Source organism: Agaribacillus sp. DX54 (assembly GCF_056858335.1).
Map to the genome: position 1 here is coordinate 145,171 of NZ_JBXEQE010000003.1, position 26,719 is coordinate 171,889.

The 26,719-nt window shown below is 44.0% G+C and carries 23 protein-coding genes; 12 read left to right on the plus strand and 11 right to left on the minus strand.

The window, feature by feature from the left end; all coding sequences use genetic code 11:
• Positions 1-61: 61 nt before the first annotated feature.
• The 3 genes from AC04NP_RS05040 to AC04NP_RS05050 are packed head-to-tail and all read left to right on the plus strand — an operon-like array spanning position 62 to position 5,611.
• Positions 62-3,364 (plus strand): SusC/RagA family TonB-linked outer membrane protein, encoded by a 3,303-nt coding sequence (locus AC04NP_RS05040; protein ID WP_482858418.1) that lies wholly within the window; start codon positions 62-64, stop codon positions 3,362-3,364.
• Positions 3,365-3,387: 23 nt separating this feature from the next.
• Positions 3,388-5,013: a SusD/RagB family nutrient-binding outer membrane lipoprotein gene (locus AC04NP_RS05045; protein WP_482858419.1), complete on the plus strand. Its 1,626-nt coding sequence runs from the start codon at positions 3,388-3,390 to the stop codon at positions 5,011-5,013.
• 13 nt (positions 5,014-5,026) lie between these two features.
• On the plus strand, positions 5,027-5,611 hold the full coding sequence (locus AC04NP_RS05050) for a hypothetical protein (RefSeq protein ID WP_482858420.1): 585 nt from the start codon (positions 5,027-5,029) through the stop codon (positions 5,609-5,611).
• A 343-nt stretch (positions 5,612-5,954) separates the two neighbouring features.
• Here AC04NP_RS05050 and AC04NP_RS05055 read toward each other — a convergent pair whose 3' ends face one another.
• On the minus strand, positions 5,955-6,878 hold the full coding sequence (locus AC04NP_RS05055; protein ID WP_482858421.1) for an SRPBCC family protein: 924 nt from the start codon (positions 6,876-6,878) through the stop codon (positions 5,955-5,957).
• A gap of 264 nt (positions 6,879-7,142) precedes the next feature.
• Here AC04NP_RS05055 and AC04NP_RS05060 point away from each other — a divergent pair, with 264 nt between their 5' ends.
• Entirely contained in the window at positions 7,143-8,288 is a 1,146-nt protein-coding gene (locus tag AC04NP_RS05060; RefSeq protein ID WP_482858422.1) for an NAD(P)/FAD-dependent oxidoreductase, read from the plus strand.
• 436 nt (positions 8,289-8,724) lie between these two features.
• Positions 8,725-10,053, plus strand: coding sequence for a hypothetical protein (locus tag AC04NP_RS05065; RefSeq protein WP_482858423.1), 1,329 nt, complete (start codon positions 8,725-8,727; stop codon positions 10,051-10,053).
• A 221-nt stretch (positions 10,054-10,274) separates the two neighbouring features.
• Here the strand turns inward: AC04NP_RS05065 and AC04NP_RS05070 are convergent, their stop codons facing one another.
• The gene (locus AC04NP_RS05070; protein WP_482858424.1) at positions 10,275-10,982 is read right to left on the minus strand and encodes a response regulator transcription factor; all 708 of its coding nucleotides are present in this window, start codon (positions 10,980-10,982) and stop codon (positions 10,275-10,277) included.
• Positions 10,983-11,284: 302 nt separating this feature from the next.
• Here AC04NP_RS05070 and AC04NP_RS05075 point away from each other — a divergent pair, with 302 nt between their 5' ends.
• Positions 11,285-11,749, plus strand: a complete 465-nt coding sequence (locus tag AC04NP_RS05075; protein WP_482858425.1) for a GNAT family N-acetyltransferase — start codon at positions 11,285-11,287, stop codon at positions 11,747-11,749.
• Here AC04NP_RS05075 and AC04NP_RS05080 read toward each other — a convergent pair.
• The 5 genes from AC04NP_RS05080 to AC04NP_RS05100 all read right to left on the minus strand — a co-directional run bounded on the left by AC04NP_RS05080 (position 11,742) and on the right by AC04NP_RS05100 (position 15,426).
• A complete protein-coding gene (locus tag AC04NP_RS05080; protein WP_482858426.1) occupies positions 11,742-12,173 on the minus strand; it encodes a hypothetical protein in 432 nt (143 codons plus the stop codon). The genes AC04NP_RS05075 and AC04NP_RS05080 overlap by 8 nt on opposite strands.
• A 353-nt stretch (positions 12,174-12,526) precedes the next feature.
• Entirely contained in the window at positions 12,527-13,126 is a 600-nt protein-coding gene (locus tag AC04NP_RS05085; RefSeq protein WP_482858427.1) for a DUF4202 domain-containing protein, read from the minus strand.
• Complete coding sequence (locus tag AC04NP_RS05090; RefSeq protein WP_482858428.1) at positions 13,119-13,718, minus strand: precorrin-2 dehydrogenase/sirohydrochlorin ferrochelatase family protein; 600 nt, start codon at positions 13,716-13,718, stop codon at positions 13,119-13,121. Before AC04NP_RS05090 ends, AC04NP_RS05085 begins: the two co-directional genes overlap by 8 nt.
• 112 nt (positions 13,719-13,830) lie before the next feature.
• A complete protein-coding gene (locus AC04NP_RS05095) occupies positions 13,831-14,448 on the minus strand; it encodes a tetratricopeptide repeat protein (RefSeq protein ID WP_482858429.1) in 618 nt (205 codons plus the stop codon).
• A 132-nt stretch (positions 14,449-14,580) separates the two neighbouring features.
• On the minus strand, positions 14,581-15,426 hold the full coding sequence (locus AC04NP_RS05100; RefSeq protein ID WP_482858430.1) for a hydroxymethylglutaryl-CoA lyase: 846 nt from the start codon (positions 15,424-15,426) through the stop codon (positions 14,581-14,583).
• Positions 15,427-15,574: 148 nt separating this feature from the next.
• Here AC04NP_RS05100 and modA point away from each other — a divergent pair, with 148 nt between their 5' ends.
• Positions 15,575-16,342 carry a molybdate ABC transporter substrate-binding protein gene (gene modA / locus AC04NP_RS05105; RefSeq protein WP_482858431.1) on the plus strand — a complete coding sequence of 256 codons (768 nt, stop codon included), beginning with the start codon at positions 15,575-15,577 and terminating at the stop codon, positions 16,340-16,342.
• Positions 16,339-16,740, plus strand: coding sequence for a TOBE domain-containing protein (locus AC04NP_RS05110; protein ID WP_482858432.1), 402 nt, complete (start codon positions 16,339-16,341; stop codon positions 16,738-16,740). Before modA ends, AC04NP_RS05110 begins: the two co-directional genes overlap by 4 nt.
• A 14-nt stretch (positions 16,741-16,754) precedes the next feature.
• Here AC04NP_RS05110 and AC04NP_RS05115 read toward each other — a convergent pair whose 3' ends face one another.
• The 4 genes from AC04NP_RS05115 to AC04NP_RS05130 all read right to left on the minus strand — a co-directional run bounded on the left by AC04NP_RS05115 (position 16,755) and on the right by AC04NP_RS05130 (position 23,688).
• Positions 16,755-17,384 carry a copper homeostasis protein CutC gene (locus AC04NP_RS05115; protein WP_482858433.1) on the minus strand — a complete coding sequence of 210 codons (630 nt, stop codon included), beginning with the start codon at positions 17,382-17,384 and terminating at the stop codon, positions 16,755-16,757.
• 53 nt (positions 17,385-17,437) lie between these two features.
• A complete protein-coding gene (locus tag AC04NP_RS05120; RefSeq protein ID WP_482858434.1) occupies positions 17,438-19,783 on the minus strand; it encodes a GH92 family glycosyl hydrolase in 2,346 nt (781 codons plus the stop codon).
• 173 nt (positions 19,784-19,956) lie between these two features.
• Entirely contained in the window at positions 19,957-22,236 is a 2,280-nt protein-coding gene (locus AC04NP_RS05125) for a GH92 family glycosyl hydrolase (protein WP_482858435.1), read from the minus strand.
• Between the two features lie 12 nt (positions 22,237-22,248).
• A complete protein-coding gene (locus AC04NP_RS05130; RefSeq protein WP_482858436.1) occupies positions 22,249-23,688 on the minus strand; it encodes a sugar MFS transporter in 1,440 nt (479 codons plus the stop codon).
• A 162-nt stretch (positions 23,689-23,850) separates the two neighbouring features.
• Here AC04NP_RS05130 and AC04NP_RS05135 point away from each other — a divergent pair, with 162 nt between their 5' ends.
• The 4 genes from AC04NP_RS05135 (at position 23,851) to AC04NP_RS05150 (ending at position 26,694) form a co-directional block, all read left to right on the plus strand.
• A complete protein-coding gene (locus AC04NP_RS05135) occupies positions 23,851-24,090 on the plus strand; it encodes a hypothetical protein (protein WP_482858437.1) in 240 nt (79 codons plus the stop codon).
• A gap of 177 nt (positions 24,091-24,267) precedes the next feature.
• Positions 24,268-24,939 (plus strand): molybdate ABC transporter permease subunit, encoded by a 672-nt coding sequence (gene modB / locus AC04NP_RS05140; protein ID WP_482858438.1) that lies wholly within the window; start codon positions 24,268-24,270, stop codon positions 24,937-24,939.
• Positions 24,936-25,814 carry an ATP-binding cassette domain-containing protein gene (locus tag AC04NP_RS05145; protein WP_482858439.1) on the plus strand — a complete coding sequence of 293 codons (879 nt, stop codon included), beginning with the start codon at positions 24,936-24,938 and terminating at the stop codon, positions 25,812-25,814. The genes modB and AC04NP_RS05145 overlap by 4 nt, the downstream gene beginning before the upstream one ends.
• Positions 25,815-26,121: 307 nt before the next feature.
• On the plus strand, positions 26,122-26,694 hold the full coding sequence (locus tag AC04NP_RS05150; RefSeq protein WP_482858440.1) for a DUF1572 family protein: 573 nt from the start codon (positions 26,122-26,124) through the stop codon (positions 26,692-26,694).
• Positions 26,695-26,719 lie beyond the last annotated feature (25 nt).

The following is a 26,719-nucleotide window of genomic DNA, read 5'->3' on the forward strand; positions in this document are numbered from 1 at the left end:
ATTTTTTAATAAATTGAGGTTGTTATTGAATAATTTTTAACCCTTACTTCCTCTTTTTATTATGAATAAAACTTTACAGACTACAGTCATTACAATTGTTACTGTTTTTTACCTCGCCATTGTAACGGAGGCAAGTGCACAGGACCGAACTGTGACAGGTACGGTAATAGCATCCGAAAACAACGCTCCCCTCCCCGGGGTAAATATCCTTATTAAAGGTTCCAACGCGGGTGTGGTGACCGATATAAACGGCACCTACAGCATCAGCGTGCCAGGAGATACGCAGATACTGATGTACTCTTTTATCGGTTACAATACCATGGAGATTGAGATTAACGGCCGGTCAGTGATAAATGTATCACTGATACCCGATTTGCAGCAGTTGAAAGAGGTGGTGGTTACGGCAGTGGGTATTGAAAGAGAAAAGAAAGCCCTCGGCTATGCGGTTACTGAGCTGGAAGGACAGGCGCTTTCCCAGAAATCCGAACCCGACATTGCCCGTGCGCTCAATGGCAAAGTGGCTGGCGTAGTGGTACAAGGTGCCGGTGGGGTAACGGGTGGCAACACCAGCATCACCATCAGGGGTAATTCTTCACTGACCGGCAATAATCAGCCTTTGTATGTGGTGGATGGGGTGCCTTTTGATAACTCCACCCTGGGCTTCGATGCTGCGGCAGGCAACACAGTCACCAACAGGGCCTTTGATATTGACCCGAATAATGTAGAATCGGTCACGGTATTGAAAGGTGCGGCAGCGGCGGCGCTTTATGGTTCCCGTGCACAGAACGGTGCGATTATCATCACCACCAAATCCAGGGGCAAAGCCTCAAAAAAAGGATTGGAAGTTACCTATAACGCCTCTTTTGGAATTGAGGAGGTGGCTGCGTTACCCGATTACCAGAATGAGTACGGACAAGGGGGAAATGGAAATATTTACATCGAGCAATACTTCGGATCATTCGGCGCGCCCTACAGCGCCTATGACTCCGTGCCACATCCTTACACCAATCCGGGCCTGGGGCCGCTGCTTAACAGTCCCTCCTACCAGGCAGTAGCTACCCGCGGTGATAATGTCTTGTACGAACCTCACACTGATAAGTATGAAGACTTTTACGATACCGGTACTTTGATGGAACACGCATTTTCTGTCAGGTCAGGTGGAGATAAAACCAACCTCTCAGCAGGTTTGTCATGGATGAGGAACTCAGGCATTATTCCCAACTCGGAGGTAGACAGGATAAGTGCCAATTTTGGCGGAAATGCACTACTTGATAACGGACTTTTTCTCACCGGAAGTATCAATTACGTAAAGACCCGACAGGACAACCCCGCTCTGGGCAGCGCTAACTTTGGAGGTTTCAACAACTCGGCCTCCCAACTGGTCTTGTGGATGCCCACCAGCTTTGACTTGTTTGGCTTCCCCTATCAACGTGATGAAGATGGTGGTGTCATGTACTATCGCACTGTCAACAACCCCCTGTGGGTCGCCAACAATACTGAAAATAACAGTGAGGTAGACCGGTTTTATGGCCATATGAAACTATCATACGACATCACAGACTGGCTGAATGTAGCCTATCAGATAGGATTTAACGGCTATACCGACAGGCGGTTTTTTGTGTTGCAGCCCGGGGGTTTTGGCAGCGCTATCAGCCAATCGGGCATTATGCGCAACAGTACATTTTACCGATCCGAGCTGGACGGCAACCTCCTGGTTTCGACCGACAATGAACTTGGTGGTGATTTTCACCTGCGTACGGTACTTGGGTGGAACCTGAACCAACGTACTACCGATTTTTATACCGTCGAAGGCAACGGCATCATCGACCGGGGTGTCAATACACTTAACAATACTTCCTCCCAGTTTGTGGTCGACGACCGGTTTGTGAGAAGGCGGTTTACCGGAGTTTTTGCCGATGTTTCCTTGTCATACAGGGATTGGGCCTTCCTGAATCTGACCGCCCGCAACGACTGGTCTTCTACACTGCCAAAAGACAACCGAAGTTACTTTTATCCGGGCGTTAGCACTTCCGTCATCTTTACCGATGCCCTCGAGATAACCTCCGATTTTTTAAGTTTCGGTAAAATCCGTGCAGGCATTGCCCAGGTTGGAAATGATGCCGATCCATATCTCACTGCCAACAACTTTCTGATCAACCAGGCGGTAAATACCAACACAGATGCCACCCAATTCCCGTTTACCAGCGATCTCGGAACCATCAATGGCTCCACTTTAAACGACAACCGGGGAAACCCCTTGCTAAAGCCTGAACAAACCACCGAGTGGGAGTTGGGCACCGAATTAAGACTTCTGAACAACAGGGTAGGCATTGACTTTACCTTCTATAACAGAGAAACCGAAAATGGTATCACAGCCATCAATGTACCCCCTTCCTCAGGTTCAGCCACTCAGGTTGTTAATATCGGTAAAGTACGAAACCAGGGCATCGAGTTAGGCATGGATTTTACGCCGGTTAAAACCCGCAGTGGATTCATGTGGAACATGTATGCCGCCTTTACCCGAAACCGCAACGAAGTATTGGAACTAAGCGAAGGCGTAGACCAGATCGTTCTGACACAAAGGGCGGCAGGTAGTGAGATCGTGCAATTGGTACATCGCAATGGCCAACCCTTCGGAGTGCTGGTCGGAAGAAAAGCCATACGCGATGCAGATGGTGATTTGCTGATCGATGGCCTGCCCGGGCAAACATTCGGTAAATACCTCGATGACCCGGACCTTCAGATCATAGGCGATCCAAATCCGGATTTCACCCTGGGGTTAACCAATACCCTCAGTTTTAAAGGATGGCAATTGAGCGTATTGCTCGACTGGGTACAGGGAGGGGATCTTTATTCCAAATCGAACCGGGAAATTGTAGGCAGGGGGCTTACCCATGATGCAGGGGACAGAATGGTGTCACGGATCATGCCCGGTTATATAGCCGCCAGAAATCCCGATGGCAGCCTGGCACGGGATGAAAGTGGGAATTACCTCGCCGCTACCGACCAAAACGGGAATAAAATCAGAAATACCATTAACATTTCGAACTTTAACTGGTGGTATAACCGGGGTGGATTCGGCTGGAATGCAGCGGAAGAGTTTCATACTTTTGATGCAACGGTAGTCCGGGTCAGGGAAGTTGCTCTCAACTATACATTTTCCAAAGCCATGTTGGAAAAAACACCCTTCGGCTCAGCTACCATCGGTCTTTCGGGGCGCAACCTTTGGTTCAACGCCCCCAACTTTCACGAGGGACTGAACCTGGATCCGGAAACCAGCTCGTTTCCGGGATTACGCGGCATTGACTTCATCGGGGTGCCTTCTACCCGCCGTTACAGTGTGAACCTGTCAGTTACTTTTTAAGGAATTTTAAAAGAAAAATCATCATGAAAAAAATAAATATATTACCTTTCAAAGCAATTATAGCCGCGATCTTTCTGCTGCTTTCGACCGCTGCCTGTGAGGATGAATTCCTGGATATCAATGACGACCCTAACGCATCCACCGATTTAACCCTTTCCAATACCCTCGGTTTTGCCCAGGTATCACTGGTATCAAACCTGATGGAGGAGCTCAACACCAATGCGGGCTCATTTACCCGCATGTGGTACACCACAGATATCAGGGATTATGACCAGAACCAGGGAACCTATAGCACAGTCTGGACCAGCGTCTACGCCGGGCCACTGGCAGATCTGCAAACGATTATCGATGGCGCAGAAGAAGCCGAATCCGGTTATGCGGGTATCGCTCGTCTTCTTAGAGCCTACACTTTTAGCCTGTTGGTGGATATGTTTGGGGATATTCCATATTTTGAGGCTTTGAATGCAGAAATCCCTTTTCCCGGACTGGATAGTGGCCATGAAATCTATACGGATTTAATAACACAAATTGACCAGGCCCTGGGTGAAATCGATGCGTCATCAGGTACTATCCAGGGTGATTTGATATATGGGGGAAATCTTGCCCGGTGGAAAAAAATGGGCAACACCCTGAAACTAAAACTCTACGCCCAAACCCGGCTGGACGGAGGCATTGATTCGGAAAGTGGCTTCAACAGTATGATAAATGCCGATATTATTGCCAGCCTGCAAGATGATTTTCAACTACAATACGGATCCCGGCAAACCCCCTTTCAAAACCGTCACCCGTTGCATGTTAATCATTATAATGAGGCTACAGAATATTGGATGGACAATTGGACCATGGCCAATCTGCTAAATAATGGGATGATAAGCGCCACCACCGGCCAACCGGTTTCCTACCGCAGCGTAGAAGACCCGCGCCTGCCTTATTATATTTTCCGGCAGGTCCCCGATGATGCGGGAGGCGCAGTGGCCACCTGCCAGGGGGGAGGCTGCCCCATAGGTCTCCTCGGTAACGGCTATCTGGGCAGGGATGCCGGTGACCCTTCTGCTTTTTCCAATGAAGGGGCCCTCATCGCCACTTTCGGTGTTTACCCGGTAGGGGGACTGGTCGATAAAGGCAATGCCAAAACCGTAGACGCCTCAGATGGTACGGGAAAAGGAATTTTTCCCATGCTCACCACATTTATGGTGAAATTTCTGCATGCTGAGATGGTTCTCACTACAAGTGTTGACGGTGATCCCCTGACCTTGATGAAAGAGGGTATCCAACTGTCTATGGACAAGGTGAAAGCTTTTGGCGCAGCGCAGGACGCCTCAGTGGCAGGCTCCGTGTTTGAGATTAATCAGTCAGACGTAGATGCCTATATCGCCAATGTAGAAGCCGCATATAATGCCGCCGGTGATGATGCCGAACGTTTGAATATCATCATGACTGAATACCAGTTGGCGTTGTGGGGCAATGGGATCGAGGCATACAACAATTACCGCCGCACTGGTTACCCGGATTTTGCAGAAACCGCCCCGGTGATGGGTAATCCCCCCTTCCCCTTACGGTTTATCATCCCGGTTTCGGAACTGGAAACCAACCCTAAACTGGCCAACTACACACCTAATGCTTTTGAAGCTGTATTTTGGGACAAATAAAACTCTGACAATCATGAAAATACTATCATTAAAATATCATTTCGTCATGTTCAATTTGCTTATACTACTGATGAACAACACTGCCTGCGAAGAAGAAGAATCTATCAGGATGCCGGACTTCGAGGTAGGCATGGTAGCCAGCGCCGACATCGCTGCCGGAAAATATTGGTTCGACGCCAGTACACTGGATCAGGCAGAAATTGAGTTTGACCTGGATTATAATGGCTTTGACACGCACACTGCCGAAACAATAGAACTCTACATTAGCAACGGTACCGGAAAAGCTACTGTTGGAACCTACAGCACATTTCCAGCCAGGATTACCATAACCGCCAGTGAGGCCTATGCATATTTCAATGAAAGCCTCACCGACTTTGATGATGACGGCAGCGGAAAGGATGAATTTCAGTTTACCTATAAAATCACCACTACTGAAGGCTTGGAATTCTCGCAATTTGGCCAGTACTATGCCTACAATCCATCACTGGATGGACGTTTTACCGGTAAATACGCCCAGTTCTACACAAATTTGCCAGGTTTTGGTGTGCTGATATTTGACGTTAGACCCCCTAACCCTGATCACCCTAATGAAAATTAGGCACATTCCCTGTGAGCTTAAAGCGATAAAGGGGCTGCCCAATAAGTTTATTCAGGCCAGAAAATGGTGAAAGCGTCCCGCTTGTGCCTTTCAACGAAGGGGGAACACAAGCGGGACGTGGCTGTTATTTTTATTTTATCGGCGAAAACGTTGCGCAACACCCAAAGACGCTCGCGCCATAAGATGTTTTTTCTTAAACTGATGGTTATGCCCTCAAGGGGGAGTTTCCATGCACCGGAGCGTGGCTCCCCCCTTGAGGGGCAGGGGAGTGTGTCTATCGCCAAAAGCAAATAAAATTTGATAAAAGTCGAAACAGAATACTTATCGGACAGCCCCTTTTGTTTTATTTGGTCGCAAAATGAACCTCCGTAATGAGTTCATTATGAGGCACCTCGCCAGGATCATTGGCGTATGTTTCAAAAGGGTCTATCTTTTTGTTTGCTTTAAAAGACTTATTGCGTTCCATGCTATACAAAGTACTCCAGGCATTCCCAAGGTGCCCGTAGGGACCGGTATGTTTTACTGTATAGATCGGGGTTTTAGGTATTTTACCCGTAATAAAGCCATCGGGTAAATTATCCGGAATACGGCTAACCGGAACCCCGGAGGTGTAAGAAATTTTGTTTTTAACCAAATCCCATTTGTGGTAAATGGAAAATGGATGACCGCTAATCAAATCTTTGTGACCGGACATGAATGCCCATATTTCTCCAAAATCCTTCTCCATCTGTGTACCAATGGTTTCCTTGGTGCAGTCTGTTTTGACCCCAACATAGGTGCATCCCGGATAGGTCGAAGAACCGTTAAAATCCAGTTTGGAGTGCACGGTTCCATCTTCAACATACTCTTTTAACATAGACAATCCCCTTTCATAATCCATTCCTACATAGGCTTCCATCATCTTTTTCATCCAAAACATAAAAACCGGGAGGCTACTGTCCATCAGCCACGTAACCTCAGTTCCTTCACCCTGGGACTTCATTTCAAATCGCACCTTGGCTGATGACTTCCAGGGCTTGACAAAGTTCAGGTCATAGTCAATAGACTCATTGGACTTTTCAGCGGTCACTTTCATATTACCCGTACCGATCCGGCTACCTTCCCAGGAATAATATTTCGCATCGCCTGCCACTTCTACCTTTGCCTCGGGTTCCTGAATTAACCATGGCGACCAGGGAGTCCAATGATTAAAGTTATTGAGTGTATTGTAGATTTTTTCAACCGGGGCGTTGATCACGGTTGATTTCTCGATGTGCATCTTTGGCATGACGTTTTAGATTAGTTTGGTGAAATAGTAAATTACAAAAGAAATCTGAATGATGCCAGTTTTGGAAAGAATAGGGTACATGCATTTGATAAAATGTTCATGAGGAGAATCGTTGTTTGAAATTAACAATGAACAGTGGACAATGGCGGTTGTGTAAAAACAACAATGTTGCAAAAAATGACCAAATTAAATTCTGGTTTAGTTAATTGAAGGGAAAAACAAGTAACATAAGCTCATTTTATCGACTTTTCTCAAAATAATATTTTGAGAAAAGTTTTCAGCGTTTCGTTTTTACACAGCCTGAATGGACAGTGGACAATGGATGGTTCAGCGGGTTGGGAAGTGGAATGGGGGTGTATGGCTAAATGTAAAACTGTACCATCGACAGGAAGCAATTTGTCAAAACTTGTGGGCTGGGGTTGCCAGGGCTTTCTATACCGCGCCAACTGCCGGACTTCTTATTATAAAAATAAAACAAAATATACTATGAATTTTGCCAAACAAGACTTTGAAATAATTATCATAGGTGGGAGTTATGAAGGCTTATCTGCAGCAATGGCATTAGGAAGGGCTGCCAGGAGCGTGTCGATCGTCGACAGTGGAAAACCATGCAACAGGCAAACGCCTCATTCACATAACTTCATCACACAGGACGGACAAAAACCCGCCTCCATAGCTAAAATTGCAAAAAAACAAGTCCTCGACTACCCAACGGTAACCTTTCTCCATGACACAGTGGTAGAAATCACCGGAACCAACCATGATTTTATTACGAAAACCGACTCAGGAAAAGTGTTGGGAGCCCGAAAAATATTATTTGCCACCGGTATAAAAGACATTATGCCCGGCATCCCCGGATTTGCCGATTGCTGGGGAATTTCTGTCATCCATTGTCCTTATTGCCATGGCTATGAGGTCAAAGGTGCGAACACCGGTATTCTTACCAATGGTGATGCTACCCTCGAATTTGGCAAACTTATTAATCATTGGACAAAGAGATTGACATTCTTTACTAACGGGAAGGCTACATTAGACGAAGAATCGAGGCAGAAAATAAGCCATATGGGTATTGAGATTTCAGAAAAAGAAATCGCAGCCATACAGCACCAAAAGGGAAAGATCAGCAACCTGACATTTAAAGATGATACCAAGGTGGAGCTGGAGGCACTATATGCAAGGCCTTCCTTCGTACAACATTGTGAAATACCCCAACGTTTAGGATGTAAATTGACCGGGGAGGGTTATATTGAAATCAACGACTTTCAACAAACCACCATTCCCGGGATATTTGCCGCAGGGGATAATACGGGTCCATTCAGGGCGGTTTCAGTAGCGGTAGCAGCAGGTACCAAAACCGGAGCATTTATCAATCATAAACTTATTCAGGAAAAATCAGATGTATCAATCTAATGTTTAAAACTTTTGGATACAATATCACATTCAAAACAAAAAATACACTAACGGCGTGAGCCCTATATGTTATGGCACAAGCGAAATGAGGCTGTTGCACAACATTTTCGACAAAACGCTTTGTGTCTCTTTGTGTCTTGGTGCCTCCGTGGTGAAAAATGGTGAACCACCAAGACACAAAGACACAAAGAGCCACGGAGGTTTTCAGGAAAGGAAATCATTTTTAGGAGCTAGCAATTGACAATTAACAGTTGACAATTTTTTCACATTTCGTCCATTCCAAATTGTCCATTGTCAATTGTAAATTGTAAATTTGACCAACAGACTCATAATGCGGATACTACATACCGGCTATTGGATTACGTACACATTCTGATTATATTCAGGCCATTAGGTTTTTAAGATTATTTTTTTCTTTCATTATTAAAAAATCGTCATGTTTGGCTCAACCGCATTGAATATTGTAATTGGATTGATCCTTATTTATTTGTTGTACAGTCTGCTAGCCACGATCATTGGCGAAATAATTGCCACAGGCCTTGGCCTCAGGGCCCGCAATTTGGAGAGGGCCATTAAAAGGATGCTGGATGATCATACTAAAGATGATGATGACAGGAATAAGATAGTAGCATTTTTTGAAAGTCTTTTTCAAATGGTGAAAGGTTTCTTTTTCAAAAACCGTCAGGGCCTGGTTAAAAAGTTTTATGATGAGCCTGTGATAAAATATCTTTCGAGCAACAGTTTTTTTTCGAAACCATCCTACATCAGCCCCGAAAATTTCGCCAAAGCTATCATTGACCTACTCAAAAGGGATGGAGAAGGTGTGGGCGAGGTAGAAAAGATAAAAAATGCGCTGAATGTTGATCAGCAGCAGGAAAACAAGGAAGAAGCTATTCGGAAAATTTTAAACAACCACGGGTCGGAGGATGAAAAGATCAAAGAAATAAAAAGGGTTTTTCAAAGTCCTTTGGGGAAAGATACGGCCAGGCACATTTTATCTCTTCTGGAAGAAGCTAAAAATAATCCGGAAGAATTTAGGCTCCGCCTCGAGCAGTGGTTTGACGATACGATGGATCAATCTACCGGATGGTATAAAAGAAACATGCAGGTCGTATTGCTCGCAACGGGTTTTTGCCTCGCAGCCTTGTTTAACGCGAGTACTTTTGACATCGTCAAAAAGCTTTCCAAAGATAAAGACGCCCGCAATCAATTGGTGCAAATGGCTTCTTCTTATATAAAAGAAAACGACTCATTGATGGCCAACATTACAAAAATCCAGGCCGATTCATCATTCAAAAACCCCCGTGAACTAAAGATGATTGATACGATGCCGGATATTCATAAAAACCTGCAACAGGACATTGATGATGCCGGTTCTTTACTTGGCAACGGCTGGGAAATGCCAGAAAGTTTATATTTTACCCATTCAAATGCCAAAAGGGACTCCTCCATATCAAAACAACAACTAGTGGCCCCCCATCATGCTATTGTTATATACTTTCCTGAAAACCTCGATTTTGAACTGGCAAAAAAATGCTACAAGGTAAAACTTAATCGACAAAAAGAGGCCCAAACAGCAGTCATAAGCGTTAAGTTTCGCCGCACCGCTTATTTCATCAGACAAGTATGGGCAGATTTCTGGGGTTATTTTATCACGGCCCTGGCCATCTCTCTGGGCGCCCCCTTTTGGTTTGATTTACTTAGCAAGCTGGTTAAAATAAGAAGCGAAATCCCCAAAACCCCCAAACAACGGATTATTAATTGACAATTGATAATTGACAGTTGACAATTATTTGGGTGGTAGGTCTGAGGTTTTACGGCTATTGGGTAAAATACTATCTTAAAAATAGTCAATAAACTGAGTACAGTCCTTATAATTACCCCATTTTAAAAATAAACACCTGGCAACCTAACATTTACCCCACCCCACAATTTTATCCATCCCCAACCAAACATTGTCAATTGTCAACTGTAAATTGTCAATTACTAAACAAGATCGAATGCTAGCGCATATTTCATCACATCCGCAAAATGTTTGATCTCCAACTTGCGGTTGATGTTTTTTCTGTGTTGTTCTATCGTTCTGCGGCTGAGGAAAAGCTGGTCGGCAATCTGGGGATTACTATGGCCGCTGGCCAATAAGCTAAGTATCTCAACTTCTCTTTTAGTCAGGGTAGCGAATTGTTTGAAATGCTTGCGGGCAAATATCTGCTCGCCCAGCATTCTTTCCAGCTTTTTAACCAAAGACTCGGAGTGCTCAACAGGATGAGAAATAGTGAGCAATCCCGGACGTTTGTTGAATATCTTGGTAACAGTAAATAACAACCTGTACTCCTGACTCCGGCTGTCCAGTACTTTTTGAAAATCGCAGTACACCTTTGAGCGATCCCCCCTTCGGTAAAAATCCAGGATTTTAGGAGCAACATATTTCAGGCTTTCAGGATGAATATACTTTTCCAAAAACTTATATCCCATTGCATTGATCTCCGTTAAGGTAAGCGCCAGCCAATCACAACCGGACTGGTTTATGTATTCAATGCTCAGGTCTTCCTCATTGTTCAAGTGAAAGAAGGTCGGTAGGTATTCCCCAATCTCTTCCAGTTCAAACTCCCCTGTGCTCAGTAGCTTATCGATAATAAAAAGGTTCAGATTCTGGCATTCAAGAATTTCGGTTTCCGTACTTTTGTTAATCATAGGTTCAAGTTGAGGAAAATAGTTGAACAGGTTGAAATTTCAGAAAATATTACTGGAATTTCAATCACCAAAAATGACTATTTTTTAAGCTCAAAATAGTGAGTTAACCAAATATTCATTACTTTTTGCGAGTCAGGGACTTAAACAGATACTCATTTTGTCAACTCAGTGTCCAGACAGTCTTTCAATATACAGACGATAGCAGCCCGGTATTTCCGGTCTGCCGCATGAAAAATTTAAATTTATTTGGTCGATTAGTCCATGCGGACTAAAACGGACGGTATGATTCAAAACTAAATCCCATGAAAACCAAAGACAGGATCATTGATGCCGCTATCAATCTGCATGGGGTATTGTACAATAGGGAATACAGTTATAATTATCATTTTGAACGTTATGCAGCGATCAGCTTCAGCGAATTTATGGAGAATTACGACCCCGGTAAAGACCGTTTATGGATTGTGGAGGATGAAAATACCATCGTGGGGTCGATTCTGATTATAGGCCGGTCGGGCAATGTGGCCCAGTTACGGTATTTCATTCTGCATCCTGATTACAGGGGCATGGGACTGGGCAAAAGGATGATGCAACTGGCGATGGATTTTTGCAGATCTGCAGGATACGGATCGGTATATTTATGGACAGCCAGCGAACTGGATACTGCCGCCCACCTTTACCAGCGATTTGGATTCAAAAAGACAAAACAGGTCATCTCCAACCATTGGGGAAAAGAGGTGGTCGAGGATTGCTACGATGCGATTATTTAACCTTTTTAAATTTCAAAGCACAAGGCTCGATACAAAATAAATTAATGATCAGATGAGGTGGCTGTAGATCGTATCCCAGTTCAAACGCAGGCAGGCTTTTATCATCCCGGCAATCTTCCGGCATCAAAGCCTTCCTTTCCTGATCAACAGTGCCTGTGGTTCCCGGATTGGCTACACCATCTGCATAACACAAGGATTCGCTTGACGTAAAGGTGCCGTTTTCAAAAAATTCAATGGTATGATCGCTGTTGACAGGCTGGAAAGTGCCACTGCCATCGCCCGGATCCATCAACTGCTCTGTCAATTGCCATTTACCGGATAAGCTATTGTCAATGCTGCTCTCGCGTTCCAGGTTAGCGTCCTCGCTTTGTGAGCAGGCCCACATAAGCGCCAATAACATGATCATCAATGAAATGTTTTTCATGGTTACATTTTTAAGTCCCTGCTCCTAGGACACTGTATCTCAGGAAAAAGTTGGTACTGCTTCATTCCTCCTTCAACGCCATCATCCAATCCGGATCAGAGGAGCCGATATAGGCTAAAAGCGGAAGAATAGACCGTCTACTCCATGACGATCGATGAGATCAAGGAGATTTTCGATATCAAGTACGCCCTGGGAGCCATAGCCAAATGGGCAGCGAAACGCGGCTCAAGGGAAGAGTTCTCCGAGCTTCAAAGGAACATGAAGAATTTGTGAATTACATCATTGGTAATTGACAATTGACAATTAACTGTGGACATTAAATAGTTGATGAAAGTTCATTTTTTATCCCATTGTCAATTGTCAATTACCAAAGCCTTTTGTATCAACTCCTTTCCTTTCCCTTCAAATGCTATCTCCAGCGCCATGCTTCTCCCCTTTTCCGTCATTTTTCCCCAGGTTTTTTGCAGGATGGAAATAACCTTTTCATCCGCATGCTTTTGAAGAAAATCAGAAAAATAGTATTGCAAAAAAACCAGGCAAACCACATCTTCCAACTGCTGTGAAGGAGGGTCTGTTTTTAGTTTGTTTTTGTTGATCAGTAGCTTTACCTGATTGATGATGTCCGTTCCATATCCGTTTTCGGTCATTATTTCTTCCATCAGGTTGGCATGCATGAGTTTTAACTTAGTTCTCCATTGCAGATAACCTTTTCGATCCATCGGATATTCGTTTCTCGGAATGACCCAGCGTTTGATATGCTGGCCCCTGGCAGCCAGTTGAAGGGCTTCTTCCGGATTCTGATCGTATTTGAACAGGATTTCGGTCATACGTTGACTGTACAACAGTTCATGGCTGATATTTTTGCCATGGTGTAAAACTACATGAGGGTCATCACTATTGGCTTTGTCAATGGCTTTGATGGTCGCTTCAAAACGATCCTGATCGTCAATCATTTTTTTCAGGTTTATCCAACCAGTCCTGCGTCACTTCATTCAGTTTTTTCACTTTGTATTCAAAATCACCTTTCAAGCGGGACCTGAGCTCTTCAAGATTATCCAATAATTGCTGAACATCATCCGGCAGGGCCTCTTCCAGGTATTGCCGGATCCTTTTCGTTAGTGTCGGTGATTTACCATTGCTTGAAACGGCAATTTTAAGATCCCCTTTTTTCACAACAGAGCTCAGATAAAAGTCGCATAAGTCGGGGGTATCGGCCACATTGGTCAGAAGATGGCGTTTGGCTGTTATTTTTTTAATTTTCTCATGCAGTTCCCTTCGGTTGGTAGCCAGAATAACCAGGTCCATTTTGTCCAGATCCTTCTTTTTAAACTTTCGTTCCACCAGCTTCACCGTAGGGTGTTCCTCAGCCAACTGTCTGATCTTTGGCTGTAAAATCTCTTTTGCCACCAGTGTGACATTCGCTTCCGGGCTGTTTTTTAAAACTGCTTCCAGTTTTTCCAGGCCAACAAAACCCCCGCCTACAATCAATAACCTTAGTTGATGAAGTTTAAAAAAGGCGGGGAATAGAACGTTTCCTTCACTCATAGTAAAAAATTTGTATTCCTTAAATCAATACTTAAAGAAACAAACTTTCACTTAAATTCCCGACATCACCGGTCAAATAATTATTTTTATTTTTCACTCCCCCCTATTGGCTTCACCGCTTGGAATTGCACCTTTCCTTAATCACCTCATAAGCTTTCAAATCGCCCAGCTCACCTGCCTTGCTGAGATCCAGGCAGCCTTGTTCCAACTGCCCGTGTTCAATTCTTAAAATACCACGTAAGTAGTAAGCATCCACATTATTGGAATTAATTTCCAGTATTTTAGTGCAATCGTTGATAGCATCCTGGTAAGCTTCGAGTTGGTGTTTGGCCTTCCCCCTTTTGAAGTAAGCATCTACATGCGTTACATCCAGTGCAATGGCTTGTGAATAATCGGAAATAGCCCCGTAATAATCCTGTAATTCGTATTTGATATTTCCCCTGTCGAAATAGTAGTGGGCAACTTTCTGATCAATACTGATCGCATGGTTAAAATCTTTCATAGCCCCGTGAAAGTCTTCCAGCACTTGTTTCACCCGTCCCCTCATATAAAAAGCATCTGCATTGGCCTTATCGGCTTCAATGACCTTATTGAATTTTAAGAGTGCATTTTTATAATCCTCTTTTTCAAAATGCTGCATCCCGCTGGCTAAAAGCTGACCCTCCTGGGCATTGACCTCCATGAAGGTCATCACCAAAAAAAACATCCAGATTAATTGTTTAAAACACATTTTTAACAGTTTTTTTTGCCAAATAAAGGATAAACCACCTATTTAAACCACTTAAAAAATCAATGCCTCATATGGGTGTATGGTTTTCAAAAATATTCAATCTTTTCAATGAAAATGGTCATTTTGACCTGATTAGCCAAATACTGACGGAGCCATTTGAAGGGCCTGCTCAAAAGCAGTTTTGTCGAGGCCGGTTTCGACACTGATTTCATCAAAAAATGACAGCATTTCCTCTGTAGCCATATTTCCCACCAGTTCATCTTCAGCCATCGGGCATCCTCCAAAGCCTTTGATCGCCCCGTCAAATCGTCTGCAACCTGCTTCCCATGCTGCCTTTACCTTCGACCGGATATCCCCTGGACTGGCATGCAGATGGGCCCCGAACTCAATATGGGGAAACTGAGGAATGGTGTTTTGAAAAATGTAGTCAATACTTTCAGTATTGGACACGCCCACTGTATCGGCCAGGGAGATGGTACCAATGCCCATATTAGCAAGCTTTTCTACGAAGTTCCGGATATAGGAGGTATTATACGGATCACCATAAGGGTTACCGAAACCCATAGATAAATAGGTAACCAACTGTCTATTGTGGTTTTGACAAAGGTTTTGAATTTCCTGCAAATCGGCCATGGCAGTGGCGATAGAACGGTTAGTGTTCAGTTGCTGAAATGTCTCTGACAACGACAAGGGATACCCCAGATAGGTGATTTTTTCAAACTGCACAGCATCACGGGCACCCCGGAGGTTGGCTACGATGGCCAAAAGTTTGGTCCGGCCAACTGATAAATCAAGCTTTTCCAGCACTTCTGAGGTGTCGCGAAGCTGAGGAATGGCTTTAGGCGAGACAAAACTCCCGAAATCAATGGTATCAAAACCCACTTGCAATAGCTGGTTGATGTAATTGGCCTTTACATCTGTTGGAATAAATCCATGTAATCCTTGCATGGCATCCCGCGGACATTCGATAAGTTTCATTTGGCAAATTTAGAAATAAGCCCTGACAATTTGAGTAGGATAAGTTTATCTGTCAGGAAATTTGGGTATAATTGTATGAGCCCTATGCTCATAGCATGATTGCCAATGGTTTTTTATCAACCTTGAATGATCCTGAATGATTGAAGTCATGAAATTTTATTCCTGCTTTCTGTTACTGTTGGCCCTGTTAAGTTTACAGGCTTGTGGCCCTGGCGGCTCACCCCCCTTACGGGTTGCCACTGCTGCCAATGTACAGTATGCCATGAAGGCGCTATCACAGGATTTCGAAGAAAAAACGGGTATTGAAACAGAAGTCATTGTAGGCTCTTCGGGCAAACTTACTGCACAAATTCAGCAGGGGGCACCTTTTGACATTTTTGTATCAGCCGATATGAAATACCCTGCAAAACTTTATGAAAAAAACTTTGCGGTAACTGAGCCGGTGGTATACGCTTATGGAAAGTTGGTGTTGTGGACGCTGGGAAATGATGTTTCCCTGAGCCTGGATTCACTATCCTCGGAAAATGTTACGCATTTGGCGGTAGCCAATCCCGAAATCGCCCCTTACGGGCAGGCAGCGGTGGCGGCCTTGAAGTATTTCAACCTGTTTGAATCGATCAGGGAAAAAATCGTTTCCGGCGAAAGCATTGCCCAGACCAACCAGTTTGTGTTAACCGGCGCTGCCCAACTGGGATTCACGGCCAAATCAGTAGTTTTAGCCCCGGAATTAAAGGAAAAAGGCCGGTGGGTAGAGATTGATCCCATGAGTTATCCGCCTATCCGGCAGGGAGTGGTAGTTTTAAAAAATCCGAAAGGTGACAGGGAAAAATCACAAAAGTTTTTCGAATATTTACTTTCGGCGCAAGGCCGTAAGATTCTGGCTGGCTTTGGGTACGAAACAGCGGTTAAAAAATGAATTCTTTGCCGGGAAATATAAAAGAGGTCACTTCCGAAGGCAACATTTCTTTGGTAAAAATTGATGTGGCGCATATCGAATTCAAATCAATTGTAGTGGAAACCCCTCAAACCACCACTTATTTAAAAATGGGTCATCGGGTTAAAATCCTCTTTAAAGAAACAGAAGTGATCATCGGTCATAGCACCACCCACCCTATCAGCCTTCAAAACAGGATGTTGTGCAAAATTCTTGCCATCAACAAAGGAAAGCTGCTGAGCGAATTACAATTATCCTTTGGCATCCATGAGGTAACGGCTATTATCACCAGTCATGCTGTGGACCAGCTTCACCTACAGCCTGGCCATGAAGTGTCGGCATTTGTAAAAACCAATGAGGTCATGTTATCACCGGATTGATTGCAATTATCGGGCTATCCCACTATTTTTCTGCCATGATATTCCGTGGCATTGATTTCCCTGTGCAGATGCGCAAGGTTATCATATTTGACTTTTCCTGCCACGACCACTTTCAAATCATCTCCTGCGGCCCGGATCATCTCTTTAATCATTTCCTTTCCTTCCTCCGCTGTTAATGCTTTTCCTGAAGTCAGCACTGCATCGACGTTGTTTAAGGACTTCAATTGCTCGATGGCTTGCACGGGATCATTGGTTTGATCTATGGCTTTGTGGATAGTAACAGGCAGGGGCGCTGCCTTCTCAGCCAGTCGGCGAATAGCCCCCAAATCCAGGTTACCTGAGTGGTCCAGCGCCCCTACCACTATCCCGCTTACCTTATTGATTTTACAATAATCGATACTTCGAAGCATAGTGGCAATTTCATCGGAGTTATAGACAAAATCTCCTTCCCGGGGCCTTATCATGACTTTTACCGGTATCTGTAACGAATTTACGGCCTCAGTGATTGTTTTCTCAGAAGGCGTGAGCCCGTCCAAATCCAGCCTGCTGCAAAGTTCTACTCTGTCTGCGCCAAGCTGTTGTGCTTTTAAAGCCTGGGCTACCGTCTCCACGCAGGCTTCCCTGATTATTCCTGTAATATCCAATATCCAGTTACCTTATTGTTCGAAATTCAGGTGCAAAAAGCAGACCGTTCAATTCATGGTTGTTCCGCTTGCGGAGTTAATGAATAAGGTACCGCATCCCCGGATATCGCCCAATTTTCATGGGGTGATTTTCCCATCGTCAAATTCAACATACCACCTTGCTGAATCGTTTCATGATCAATCCAGGTGCGATCATATTTTTTCCCATTCAATTGGGCCGATTGGATGTAATAACTGTCAGGGCCATTATCGGTAGCATTGATGGTAAATTTATTTCCGTTTTCCAAAGTAAGTGTCACTTTATTAAAAAGCGGACTCCCGAACACATATTGATCTGTGCCCGGGCATACCGGATAAAACCCTAATGCGCTAAAAACATACCATGCGGAAGTCTGGCCGTTATCTTCATCGCCGCAGTAACCGTCAGGCGCATAGCTATACAATTTCTCCATCACTTCCCTAGCCCTCTGTTGTGTCTTCCATGGCTGATTGGCATAGTTATACAAATAAATCATATGTTGAATCGGCTGATTACCATGTGCATACTGTCCCATATTCACAATTTGCATTTCCCTGATTTCGTGAATAACAAAACCATAGTAGGACTCATCAAACACAGGCGGCAGGCTAAACACCGAGTCTAACATACTGATAAAATCCCTTTTTCCTCCCATCAGATTGATTAAACCCTGTATGTCATGAAAAACGGACCAGGAATAATGCCAACTGTTTCCTTCGGTGAAGGCATCGCCCCACTTAAAAGGGTTGAAAGGTGATTGGAATTGCCCGTTTTGTTTTTTTCCCCGCATCAACTTCGTAGTGGGGTCAAACAGATTAGCGTAATTTTTGGATTTTTGAAAAAAACGTTCCGCTTCTTCACTTTTACCCAGCGCATCTGCCAATTTGGCAATGGTGAAATCGGCATAGGCGTATTCAAGGGTACGGGCGGCATTCTCGTTGATACCCACATCATAAGGAACATAACCTAATTCGTTGTAATGATCAACCCCTGCCCTGCCTACGGAGTTAACCGGCCTCCCTTCATTTACCGTAGCATTTTTAAGCATGGCTTCAAATAATACCTCCACATCAAAACCTCTGATCCCTTTTAAGTAGGCATCTGATATCAACGAGGCGGAATTGGAGCCAATCATGGAATTTCTGTGTCCGGGACTGGCCCACTCAGGTAACCAGCCTGACTCTTTGTAGGTATTAACCAAACCCTGCATGATTTGCCCGTTTAACTCCGGGTACATCAGTGTAAAAAAAGGAAATACGGCCCGGAAAGTATCCCAAAAGCCGTTGTCAGTAAACATGTAACCGGGCAACACTTTTCCGTTGTAAGGGCTGTAATGCATCATTTTGCCGTTTTCATCAAATTCGTAAAACCGGCGGGGAAATAACAGCAATCTGTACAGGCACGAATAAAATGTTTTGATGTGATCTGTATCAAAAGCCTCCACCTGAATTCTGCCCAATTCATTTTCCCACACCTGCAGGCCTTTTGCCTTTGTTTCATCAAAGGAGTCATTGCCAATCTCATTTTTCAGATTCAACGCTGCCTGTTCATAGCTGATGAATGAAGAAGCTACCTTCACATTTATCTGCTCACCGGCCTTTGTTTTAAAACCTACAATGGCCCCGACATGATCACCTTCATTATCCGTAGTGTTTTTCTGTAACTTCCAACCATCACCCCAGGTATGTTGCGCTACAAAGGGTTTGTCAAATTCAGCCACAAAATAGTTATGAAAGTTATCAGGGACCCCACCACTATTGTTGCGGCAATAACCCACTATTTTTCTTTCCTCAGGGATAATCCGCACCTTTGATCCTTTAAAAAACGCATCTAACAAAATGTAAGAGGAATCGCTTTCGGGAAAAGTAAACCTGAATTGCGCGGCCCGTTCTGTCGGTGTAACTTCAACCTCCACGTCGTAATCGGCAAGATAGACTTTGTAATAGTGCGGTTTCACCACTTCGGTTTTATGAGAAAACCACGAAGCCCTTTCGTCCTCCTGGTATTTTAACCTGCCCGTAACTGGCATGAATGCAAAAGCAGCATAATCATTGATCCATGGACTGGGCTGGTGGGTTTGTTTGATACCCCTTATCGTATAATCATCATACTTGTAAGCCCATCCATCTCCCATTTTTGCTGTCTGGGGTGTCCAGAAATTCATGCCCCAGGGCAAAGCGATGGCTGGATAGGTATTGCCATTGGATAGTAAAAACTCTGAGTCCGTTCCCATGAGAGGGTTAACCCAATCAGTGAGATGACCATCAATTACTGAAAAACCCGGTTGTTTTTGAGCAGGCCTGTCTGTTTGATTGCCACAATTAAAACTTGTCAGACAGATAATCAGCAATAGCAGGCAGATGGTTATTTTTCGTTTCATGATAAAAAAATGTTATGGAATTGACAATTTACAGTTAGTGTTTGAAAATTGGACAGATTTTGGAAAGTTTCAGGGTGATGACCGTTTCAGACTTATAAAGTCTGATAAGCCGATAGCCGGATTCTGTTTTTATCGTTAGTGTTTTTGTCATGGTTTTGTAGGAAGCAGAATGGCTAAATGTCTTCTGAAGTGGTAATACCCCATGCTTTATTGGGCTTATTTCCCATAACAAAGACTATTTCGCCACCATCAGTTATTTGTTGATGTGAAAGATAAGGTTTGTCCCAGTCTAAACCATTTAAAGTGACTGACTGAATGTAGCTATTGTCCTTGCTCAGGTTTTCGGCTTTTACGGTAAAAGTCTTACCATCCTGAAGATGTATGACCGCTTGCTCATGCAGGGGCCTGCCGATGATGTAACGGCCATTGGCTGGGTTAACCGGATAAAACCCGAGTGCGCTGAACACATACCAGGCTGACATTTGACCACAGTCATCATTTCCGCACAGGCCGTCGGGGCGGTCTGAATATTGAGAATTCAATATTTCTGTAACTCTTTCCTGCGTTTTCCAGGGGGCCCCGGCATAATTGTACAGATATGCTACATGATGGCTGGGTTCATTGCCATGAGCATATTGGCCGATAAGTCCCGAAATGTCTACGGATACATTTTCACCTGTTATTTCTGAACTGATGGTAAAGAGGGAGTCCAGTTTGGCTATAAACCGATCATTACCCCCCATGATCCCGATCATCCCGGACACATCATGAGGAACATACCAGGTGTGTTGCCAGGCATTGCCTTCAGTATAATCGGTATTCACCCTATGATTCGATCTTTTAGGGTCAAAGGGCTCTCTCCAACTGCCATCACTCAACTTGCCCCGCATAAAACCCGAAACACTGTCATACAGATGGCGGAAGCCCTGGGATCTTTCGATATAATAGTTGTAATCGTCCTGATAACCTAATGCACTGGCAACCTGAGCGATGCACCAGTCATCATAGGCATATTCCAATGTTTTAGTAACCGACTCTTCGTTAAGGTCGGCAGGAATGTAACCGTATTCTTTGTAGTACTTTACACCCCTGATATCCTGCATAGCACTGGCTTTCATAGCTTTGTAAGCCAGTTCAATATCAAATCCGCGGAATCCTTTCAGATACGCATCAGTAATCACAGGAATTGCGTGGTACCCGGTCATCGTATTGGTTTCATTACCTAAAAGTGACCAAACGGGCAGTAATCCATATGCTTCATAATGGGCCAGCATAGAGTTAATCATATCATTCACGAGGTCTGGCTGTAAAATGGTAAATAAGGGATGGGCTGCCCGGTAGGTATCCCACAAAGAAAAAATATCATAACGGGTATAGCCTTTAGTACGCATGACCTGTCCATTTGCGCCTTTATACTCCTGGTTGTGATCTGAAAAGATAACAGGGGCCAGCTTACTATGATACATGGCTGTGTAAAAAGTGCGTTTAAGCGCCAGGTCGTCTGATGTTATACGGATTTTGGACAGCGCTTTCTCCCATTGCTTTGCTGCTGCTGCGCTGGTTTCCTCAAAACGCCACCCGCTTACCTCATCCAGGCTTTTGAGTGCTCCATCGATAGAAGCGGAAGACAGGCCGGTTTTGACCATCAGGAATTTATCTCCCTGTGTTTTTTCAAAATTTAATAATGTTTTCAATTTTTTTCCGGTATAAGCAGTATGAATAGGTTGCCTCTCGGTACTATCGGCTGTTTCGTAGCTGACTACCGGTTGTGAAAAGGCCATAGCAAAATAAACCCTTTGATCTTTGGCCCATCCCTGAGAGTACCTGTAGCCGGTAATTAATGTATCGTTGACAAATTGCAGATGTGTCATGGTAGGTTTATCCCAATTCACATGGTAAGAAAGGTCAAGCACGACTTGCCTTTTTGCGTTTTCAGGATATTCATAGCGATGCATTCCCGTTCTTTTGGTGGCGGTAAGCGCAACATGAATGCCTTGATCTTTTAAATATACTTCATAATATCCCGGAGAAGCTTTTTCCGATTTATGATCAAAACGAGACTTAAAATCATAGTCATTGCGGTCATTGATCACCTTAGTCAGATCGATGTCGCCGGTGGCGGGCATGATCAAAACATCGGCCAGATCGCCAATTCCGGTACCACTTAAATGGGTATGGCTGAATCCAACGATGACACTGTCCGAGTAATGATACCCCGAACACCAATCCCAGCCTGAAATCCCATTATCCGGGCTGAGTTGAACCATGCCAAACGGAACAGTCGCCCCTGGATAAGTATGTCCATGGGCGCCGGTACCGATGAAAGGGTCCACAAACTGTACGAGCGATTCTTCCACCCTGGCAGATTGTCTGTTTTGATGTGCGCAGGAAAGCATGCAGGCCAGCAAAAGGCAAAAAGCTATTGTATTGTAAAAGTTAAGGGTATTCCACATTTTTTTAAAAAATTAGGTCACTCGTTCCGATAATTGTTGTATGGATTCTTCTGTTTCAACAACGCTATGTCCCCATAACCCATAGGATAACACATAAACATAACAAAACAGCGGCACCAAAAAAGATAACTGTATACTATTTAACGCATCAGCCAGGGCCCCTTGCAATGGCGGTACAAGGGCGCCTCCTACAATCATCATGACAAGGAGTGAGGAAGCCTGACTTGTATACCTGCCTAAATCTTTGATAGCCAGGGTAAAAATATTTGACCATAAAATAGAGTTGAATGCCCCGATGGCAATGGCACTCCAGAAAGCGATCTTACCGTTGGTAAAAATGACCATCACCAGTAAACTGATCACAATTAAGGCAAATAAGGACAATGTTTTGGCCGGGTTCGATCCACTAATAAAAAACGCCAGATAATTCAGTACCAAAAAGAAAACAAACAAGTAAATTTCACCGAAGGGGATGAAACTAATGTAAAACTCTCCGCCATCATTATTGATACTGGTGACAAAATACACTACCAAAAAACCGATAACAGACAAACCTGCCATAATAAAATATTTTCTTGCCGTATCTGTAAGGCTACCCATGGATACAGACCCCAGGAACCTACCGATCATAGCGCCTCCCCAATAATAGGAAAGGTATCTTCCTCCTTCCACTTCCTCCAGTCCCATTATATTATCCATGGCAAAAAAATTAATGAGAAAGCTGCCTATCGACACTTCACCACCCACATAAGTAAAAATAGCTATCATACCCAGCATGAGATGGCGAAACTTAAAAACGGGGGCCCCTTTTTCGATCACTTCTTCATTAACAAAAGAAGGGAGATTCACAAACCTGATCAATATAGCCAGGAAAAAGAAAAGACAACCATAAATCACGTAAGGCGCCTTAAGGGAGTCCACTGTAATAGTACCATCGGAGAAAACCCTGTAAATCAGTATGGCCCCGATAATCGGTGCCAGGGTGGTTCCGAACGAATTGAATCCTTGTGCAAGATTTAATCTGCTGGATGCCGTCTCGGGTTTTCCCAAAATCGCCGCATAGGGGTTGGCAGCAATTTGCAGAATGGTAACCCCGGAAGCCAGAATGAAAAGGGCACTCAGAAAAAATCCGTATTTCTGAAATTCGGCGGCGGGATAAAACAAACAACACCCTAAACCGCATAGTATCAGGCCTATGATAATCCCGTTTTTATAACCAAATTTGGCAATAGGGTCACCCCTAAACACCGAAATCAGGAAGTAAAGGAGGGATATGATAAAAAAAGCACCAAAAAAAGCGGATTGAACCAATGAGGCCTGAACGTAGTTTAGTTCAAACGCTGATTTCAAATGAGGTATCAGCACGTCATTCATCACGGTGATGAATCCCCACATGAAAAACAAAAAGGTAATGGTGATAAAAGGACCCCTGAAATTAGAACTTGTACTCAAACTGAATAAATTTAGCGCCTAAAGTAACAAAATTTAAAAGAAACAGAAAGCTATTTTGAGAACAAACAACTATTAATCGCTGGTATTTTATTTTGGCATAGGGTCTGGGATATGGACCTGTTTGATTTGCACAAAAGAATCAGTAGTTTCACATGTCATGTGATGAACGTTTTAAAACGTATTAATCATGAAGCGCCGTTTCAAAAAAAACAGTCGCCAAAAATTTATTTTTCATGTTGCCTGGTTCCCTTATTCGCCAATGAACCTTTCAACAGGCAGGCTTTGTACAGAGCGCATGAAAGCAACAGAACTATCGGGGTCGGCAAAGGGAAACCGGTTGCCAAACCTTACAAAGAAACGAGAAAAATTGACCGTGTCGAGCAGTTACTATTAGAAGAATAGGAACGGTATAACACGGAAGAAGATCGTACGGAAATCGATCATCTGGCCGGTCAATATCCGGAAAAAGTAAAGGAACTATCTGCCAAATGGATGGAATGGACTGAAAGAGTTTGGGTCATTCCAAAACCCGATAAGCAACTATTAAGGACAAATATTTAATGAAAAAATTGAAAATTCATGGACTGGAGTCCGATATCATTAACTTTTAAGCTGGCGTTGACCACGACTTTGGTCCTGGTGGTTATCGGCATTCCTATGGCCTATGGGCTGGCATTCTCCAGGTTCCGGCTAAAACCGGTCATCGAGGCCCTGGTAAGCATGCCACTGGTACTGCCTCCTACGGTTTTGGGGTTCTACCTGCTCATAGCTTTCAGCCCTAACAACGCATTGGGCCGTTGGTTGGATGAGTGGTTTGGCTTCAGTTTGGTTTTTTCCTTCGAAGGTCTGGTGGTGGCTTCGGTCATTTACAGTTTACCGTTTATGGTTCATCCGGTTCAGTCCGGATTCCGCAATGTGCCGATAAGCCTGAAAGAGGCCTCACACCTGCTCGGAAAATCCCGGATGACCACCTTATATCGTGTATTGCTGCCAAACATGAAACCGGCTTTGCTGACAGGGGTAGTGCTCAGCTTTGCACATACCATTGGGGAATTTGGGGTGGTTTTAATGATCGGAGGAAACCTGTCGGAAGAGACCAGGGTGGCCTCTATCGCCATATATGACCGGGTAGAGGCCCTGGATTATCCTACTGCCAATACTTATTCACTGGTATTGTTTATTGTGACTTTTGTCATTCTTTTTACGGTCTTCCTGCTCAATAATGGTTACGCCTTAAAAAGGAGAATATGATCGATATTCGTTTGAAAAAGGAGCTTCAGGGCGCTCATGGCAAAATGACACTCGAAGTCGATAGCCAGATTCACCCCGGAGACCTTACAGTGATTTATGGCGTATCAGGAGCGGGAAAAACTTCGATTTTACGAATGCTTGCAGGTTTGTTTAAACCCGATAGTGGCAAAATTGAGGTGAATAATAGCTGCTGGTTTGACAGTGAAAAACGCATCGATGTCAAACCCAGGCACAGGAAAGTTGGTTTTGTGTCTCAGGATTACGCGCTTTTCCCGAATATGACAGTCAGGCAAAACTTGCGATATGCCCTGGACAAGGGCCAACCGGAAAAAATAATAGCCGAGCTCATGGATGTTACCGGCTTAACCCAACTGCAGCACCGGAAACCAGATACATTATCCGGTGGTCAACAGCAAAGGGTGGCACTTGCCAGGGCCTTGGTCAGACAACCCGAAATCCTGTTGCTCGATGAACCGCTTTCAGCCCTGGATGAAGGCATGCGGGTTAAAATGCAGGATTACCTCCTAATGCTTCACCATCAATTCAACCTTACCACCATCCTGGTTACACACGATATGGCCGAGATTTTTAAGCTGGCCGGCAAAATATTCATCCTGGATCAGGGCCAATTTGTCAGACAAGGCTCCCCTCAGGAGGTTTTTGCTTATCAGGAAATAAGTGGTAAATATAAAATCACTGGTACCGTACTGCATATCGAACCCAATGACATCGTATATGTGGTAAGCGTACTGATAGGCCATCAAATTATTAAAGTAATTGCTTCCGAAGCAGAAAGAAAAGGCTTGAAAACAGGTGACAGGGTTTTGATCATTTCCAAAGCTTTCAATCCCATTATTTTAAAGATCAATGGCTAAAAAACACCTGTAATCGTTGATCATGGGTAGGAAGAAGTTCTTAAAATAGCAAGGTGGTTTTAACGCGACTAGTCATAGTATGACTTGGAGTCATACTATGACTCATTTAACTTGAGTCACTGCCATACAAAAAAGTGGCTCCACAGCATTTAAAAAGAATACCTTAAGTTACTGTTAACAGAAGAAGCGATATAAATCAATAAATTGTTTTCACTGTCGAATATTTCGATTAATTTTAATACATAATCCTGCAGGCATGGGCGGAAATAACTATTTCAGCCCAACGCTTTTGTATAAAAGAGAGAAAATGCGTAATTCTTATTTACCCAGTATCATCAAACAATTGGCCTACTACCGGCTGTTGGGTCAAAAAACCTTCGATCAGTTGGATGAAGAGGCGCTTTTTAAACAGGTAGAGGAAGCCAACAGTATTGCCATCATTGTCAATCACCTGAGTGGCAACATGTTGTCGCGGTGGACTGACTTTCTCATCAGTGACGGAGAGAAGCCATGGCGCAAAAGAGACCAGGAATTTGAAGACCTGATCAGGACGAGAGCGGAACTCCAGGAAAAGTGGGACAAAGGTTGGGATTGCCTGTTTATGGCCATCAAAAACCTGAAAGAGAAGGACCTGGAAAAAATCGTCTATATCCGGAATATGGGATATACGGTTTTCGAAGCCATTAACCGTCAACTGGCACATTACGCTTATCATGTGGGGCAAATAGTTTTTATAGGAAAGATGATAAAGCGGAAGGAATGGCAAAGTTTATCCATTCCAAAGGGTGAATCACAGGCTTACAATATTGAAAAATTCAGTAAAGAGAAAAAACGGCAACATTTCAGTGACGAATTTCTCAAAGGAAAACCCGGTGCATGAGCTAGCATGCCATTAGCCCTATTGT

Coding starts and splice junctions, on each gene's coding strand:
- AC04NP_RS05120 (WP_482858434.1), bottom strand. CDS start 19,783: ATGAAACGAAAAATAACCATCTGCCTGCTATTGCTGATTATCTGTCTG.
- AC04NP_RS05135 (WP_482858437.1), top strand. CDS start 23,851: ATGAACGTTTTAAAACGTATTAATCATGAAGCGCCGTTTCAAAAAAAA.
- AC04NP_RS05145 (WP_482858439.1), top strand. CDS start 24,936: ATGATCGATATTCGTTTGAAAAAGGAGCTTCAGGGCGCTCATGGCAAA.
- AC04NP_RS05045 (WP_482858419.1), top strand. CDS start 3,388: ATGAAAAAAATAAATATATTACCTTTCAAAGCAATTATAGCCGCGATC.
- AC04NP_RS05065 (WP_482858423.1), top strand. CDS start 8,725: ATGTTTGGCTCAACCGCATTGAATATTGTAATTGGATTGATCCTTATT.
- AC04NP_RS05125 (WP_482858435.1), bottom strand. CDS start 22,236: ATGTGGAATACCCTTAACTTTTACAATACAATAGCTTTTTGCCTTTTG.
- AC04NP_RS05055 (WP_482858421.1), bottom strand. CDS start 6,878: ATGCCAAAGATGCACATCGAGAAATCAACCGTGATCAACGCCCCGGTT.
- AC04NP_RS05090 (WP_482858428.1), bottom strand. CDS start 13,718: ATGAGTGAAGGAAACGTTCTATTCCCCGCCTTTTTTAAACTTCATCAA.
- AC04NP_RS05085 (WP_482858427.1), bottom strand. CDS start 13,126: ATGATTGACGATCAGGATCGTTTTGAAGCGACCATCAAAGCCATTGAC.
- AC04NP_RS05075 (WP_482858425.1), top strand. CDS start 11,285: ATGAAAACCAAAGACAGGATCATTGATGCCGCTATCAATCTGCATGGG.
- AC04NP_RS05095 (WP_482858429.1), bottom strand. CDS start 14,448: ATGTGTTTTAAACAATTAATCTGGATGTTTTTTTTGGTGATGACCTTC.
- AC04NP_RS05110 (WP_482858432.1), top strand. CDS start 16,339: ATGAATTCTTTGCCGGGAAATATAAAAGAGGTCACTTCCGAAGGCAAC.
- AC04NP_RS05080 (WP_482858426.1), bottom strand. CDS start 12,173: ATGAAAAACATTTCATTGATGATCATGTTATTGGCGCTTATGTGGGCC.
- AC04NP_RS05040 (WP_482858418.1), top strand. CDS start 62: ATGAATAAAACTTTACAGACTACAGTCATTACAATTGTTACTGTTTTT.
- AC04NP_RS05070 (WP_482858424.1), bottom strand. CDS start 10,982: ATGATTAACAAAAGTACGGAAACCGAAATTCTTGAATGCCAGAATCTG.
- AC04NP_RS05150 (WP_482858440.1), top strand. CDS start 26,122: ATGCGTAATTCTTATTTACCCAGTATCATCAAACAATTGGCCTACTAC.
- AC04NP_RS05100 (WP_482858430.1), bottom strand. CDS start 15,426: ATGAAACTTATCGAATGTCCGCGGGATGCCATGCAAGGATTACATGGA.
- AC04NP_RS05050 (WP_482858420.1), top strand. CDS start 5,027: ATGAAAATACTATCATTAAAATATCATTTCGTCATGTTCAATTTGCTT.
- modB (WP_482858438.1), top strand. CDS start 24,268: ATGGACTGGAGTCCGATATCATTAACTTTTAAGCTGGCGTTGACCACG.
- modA (WP_482858431.1), top strand. CDS start 15,575: ATGAAATTTTATTCCTGCTTTCTGTTACTGTTGGCCCTGTTAAGTTTA.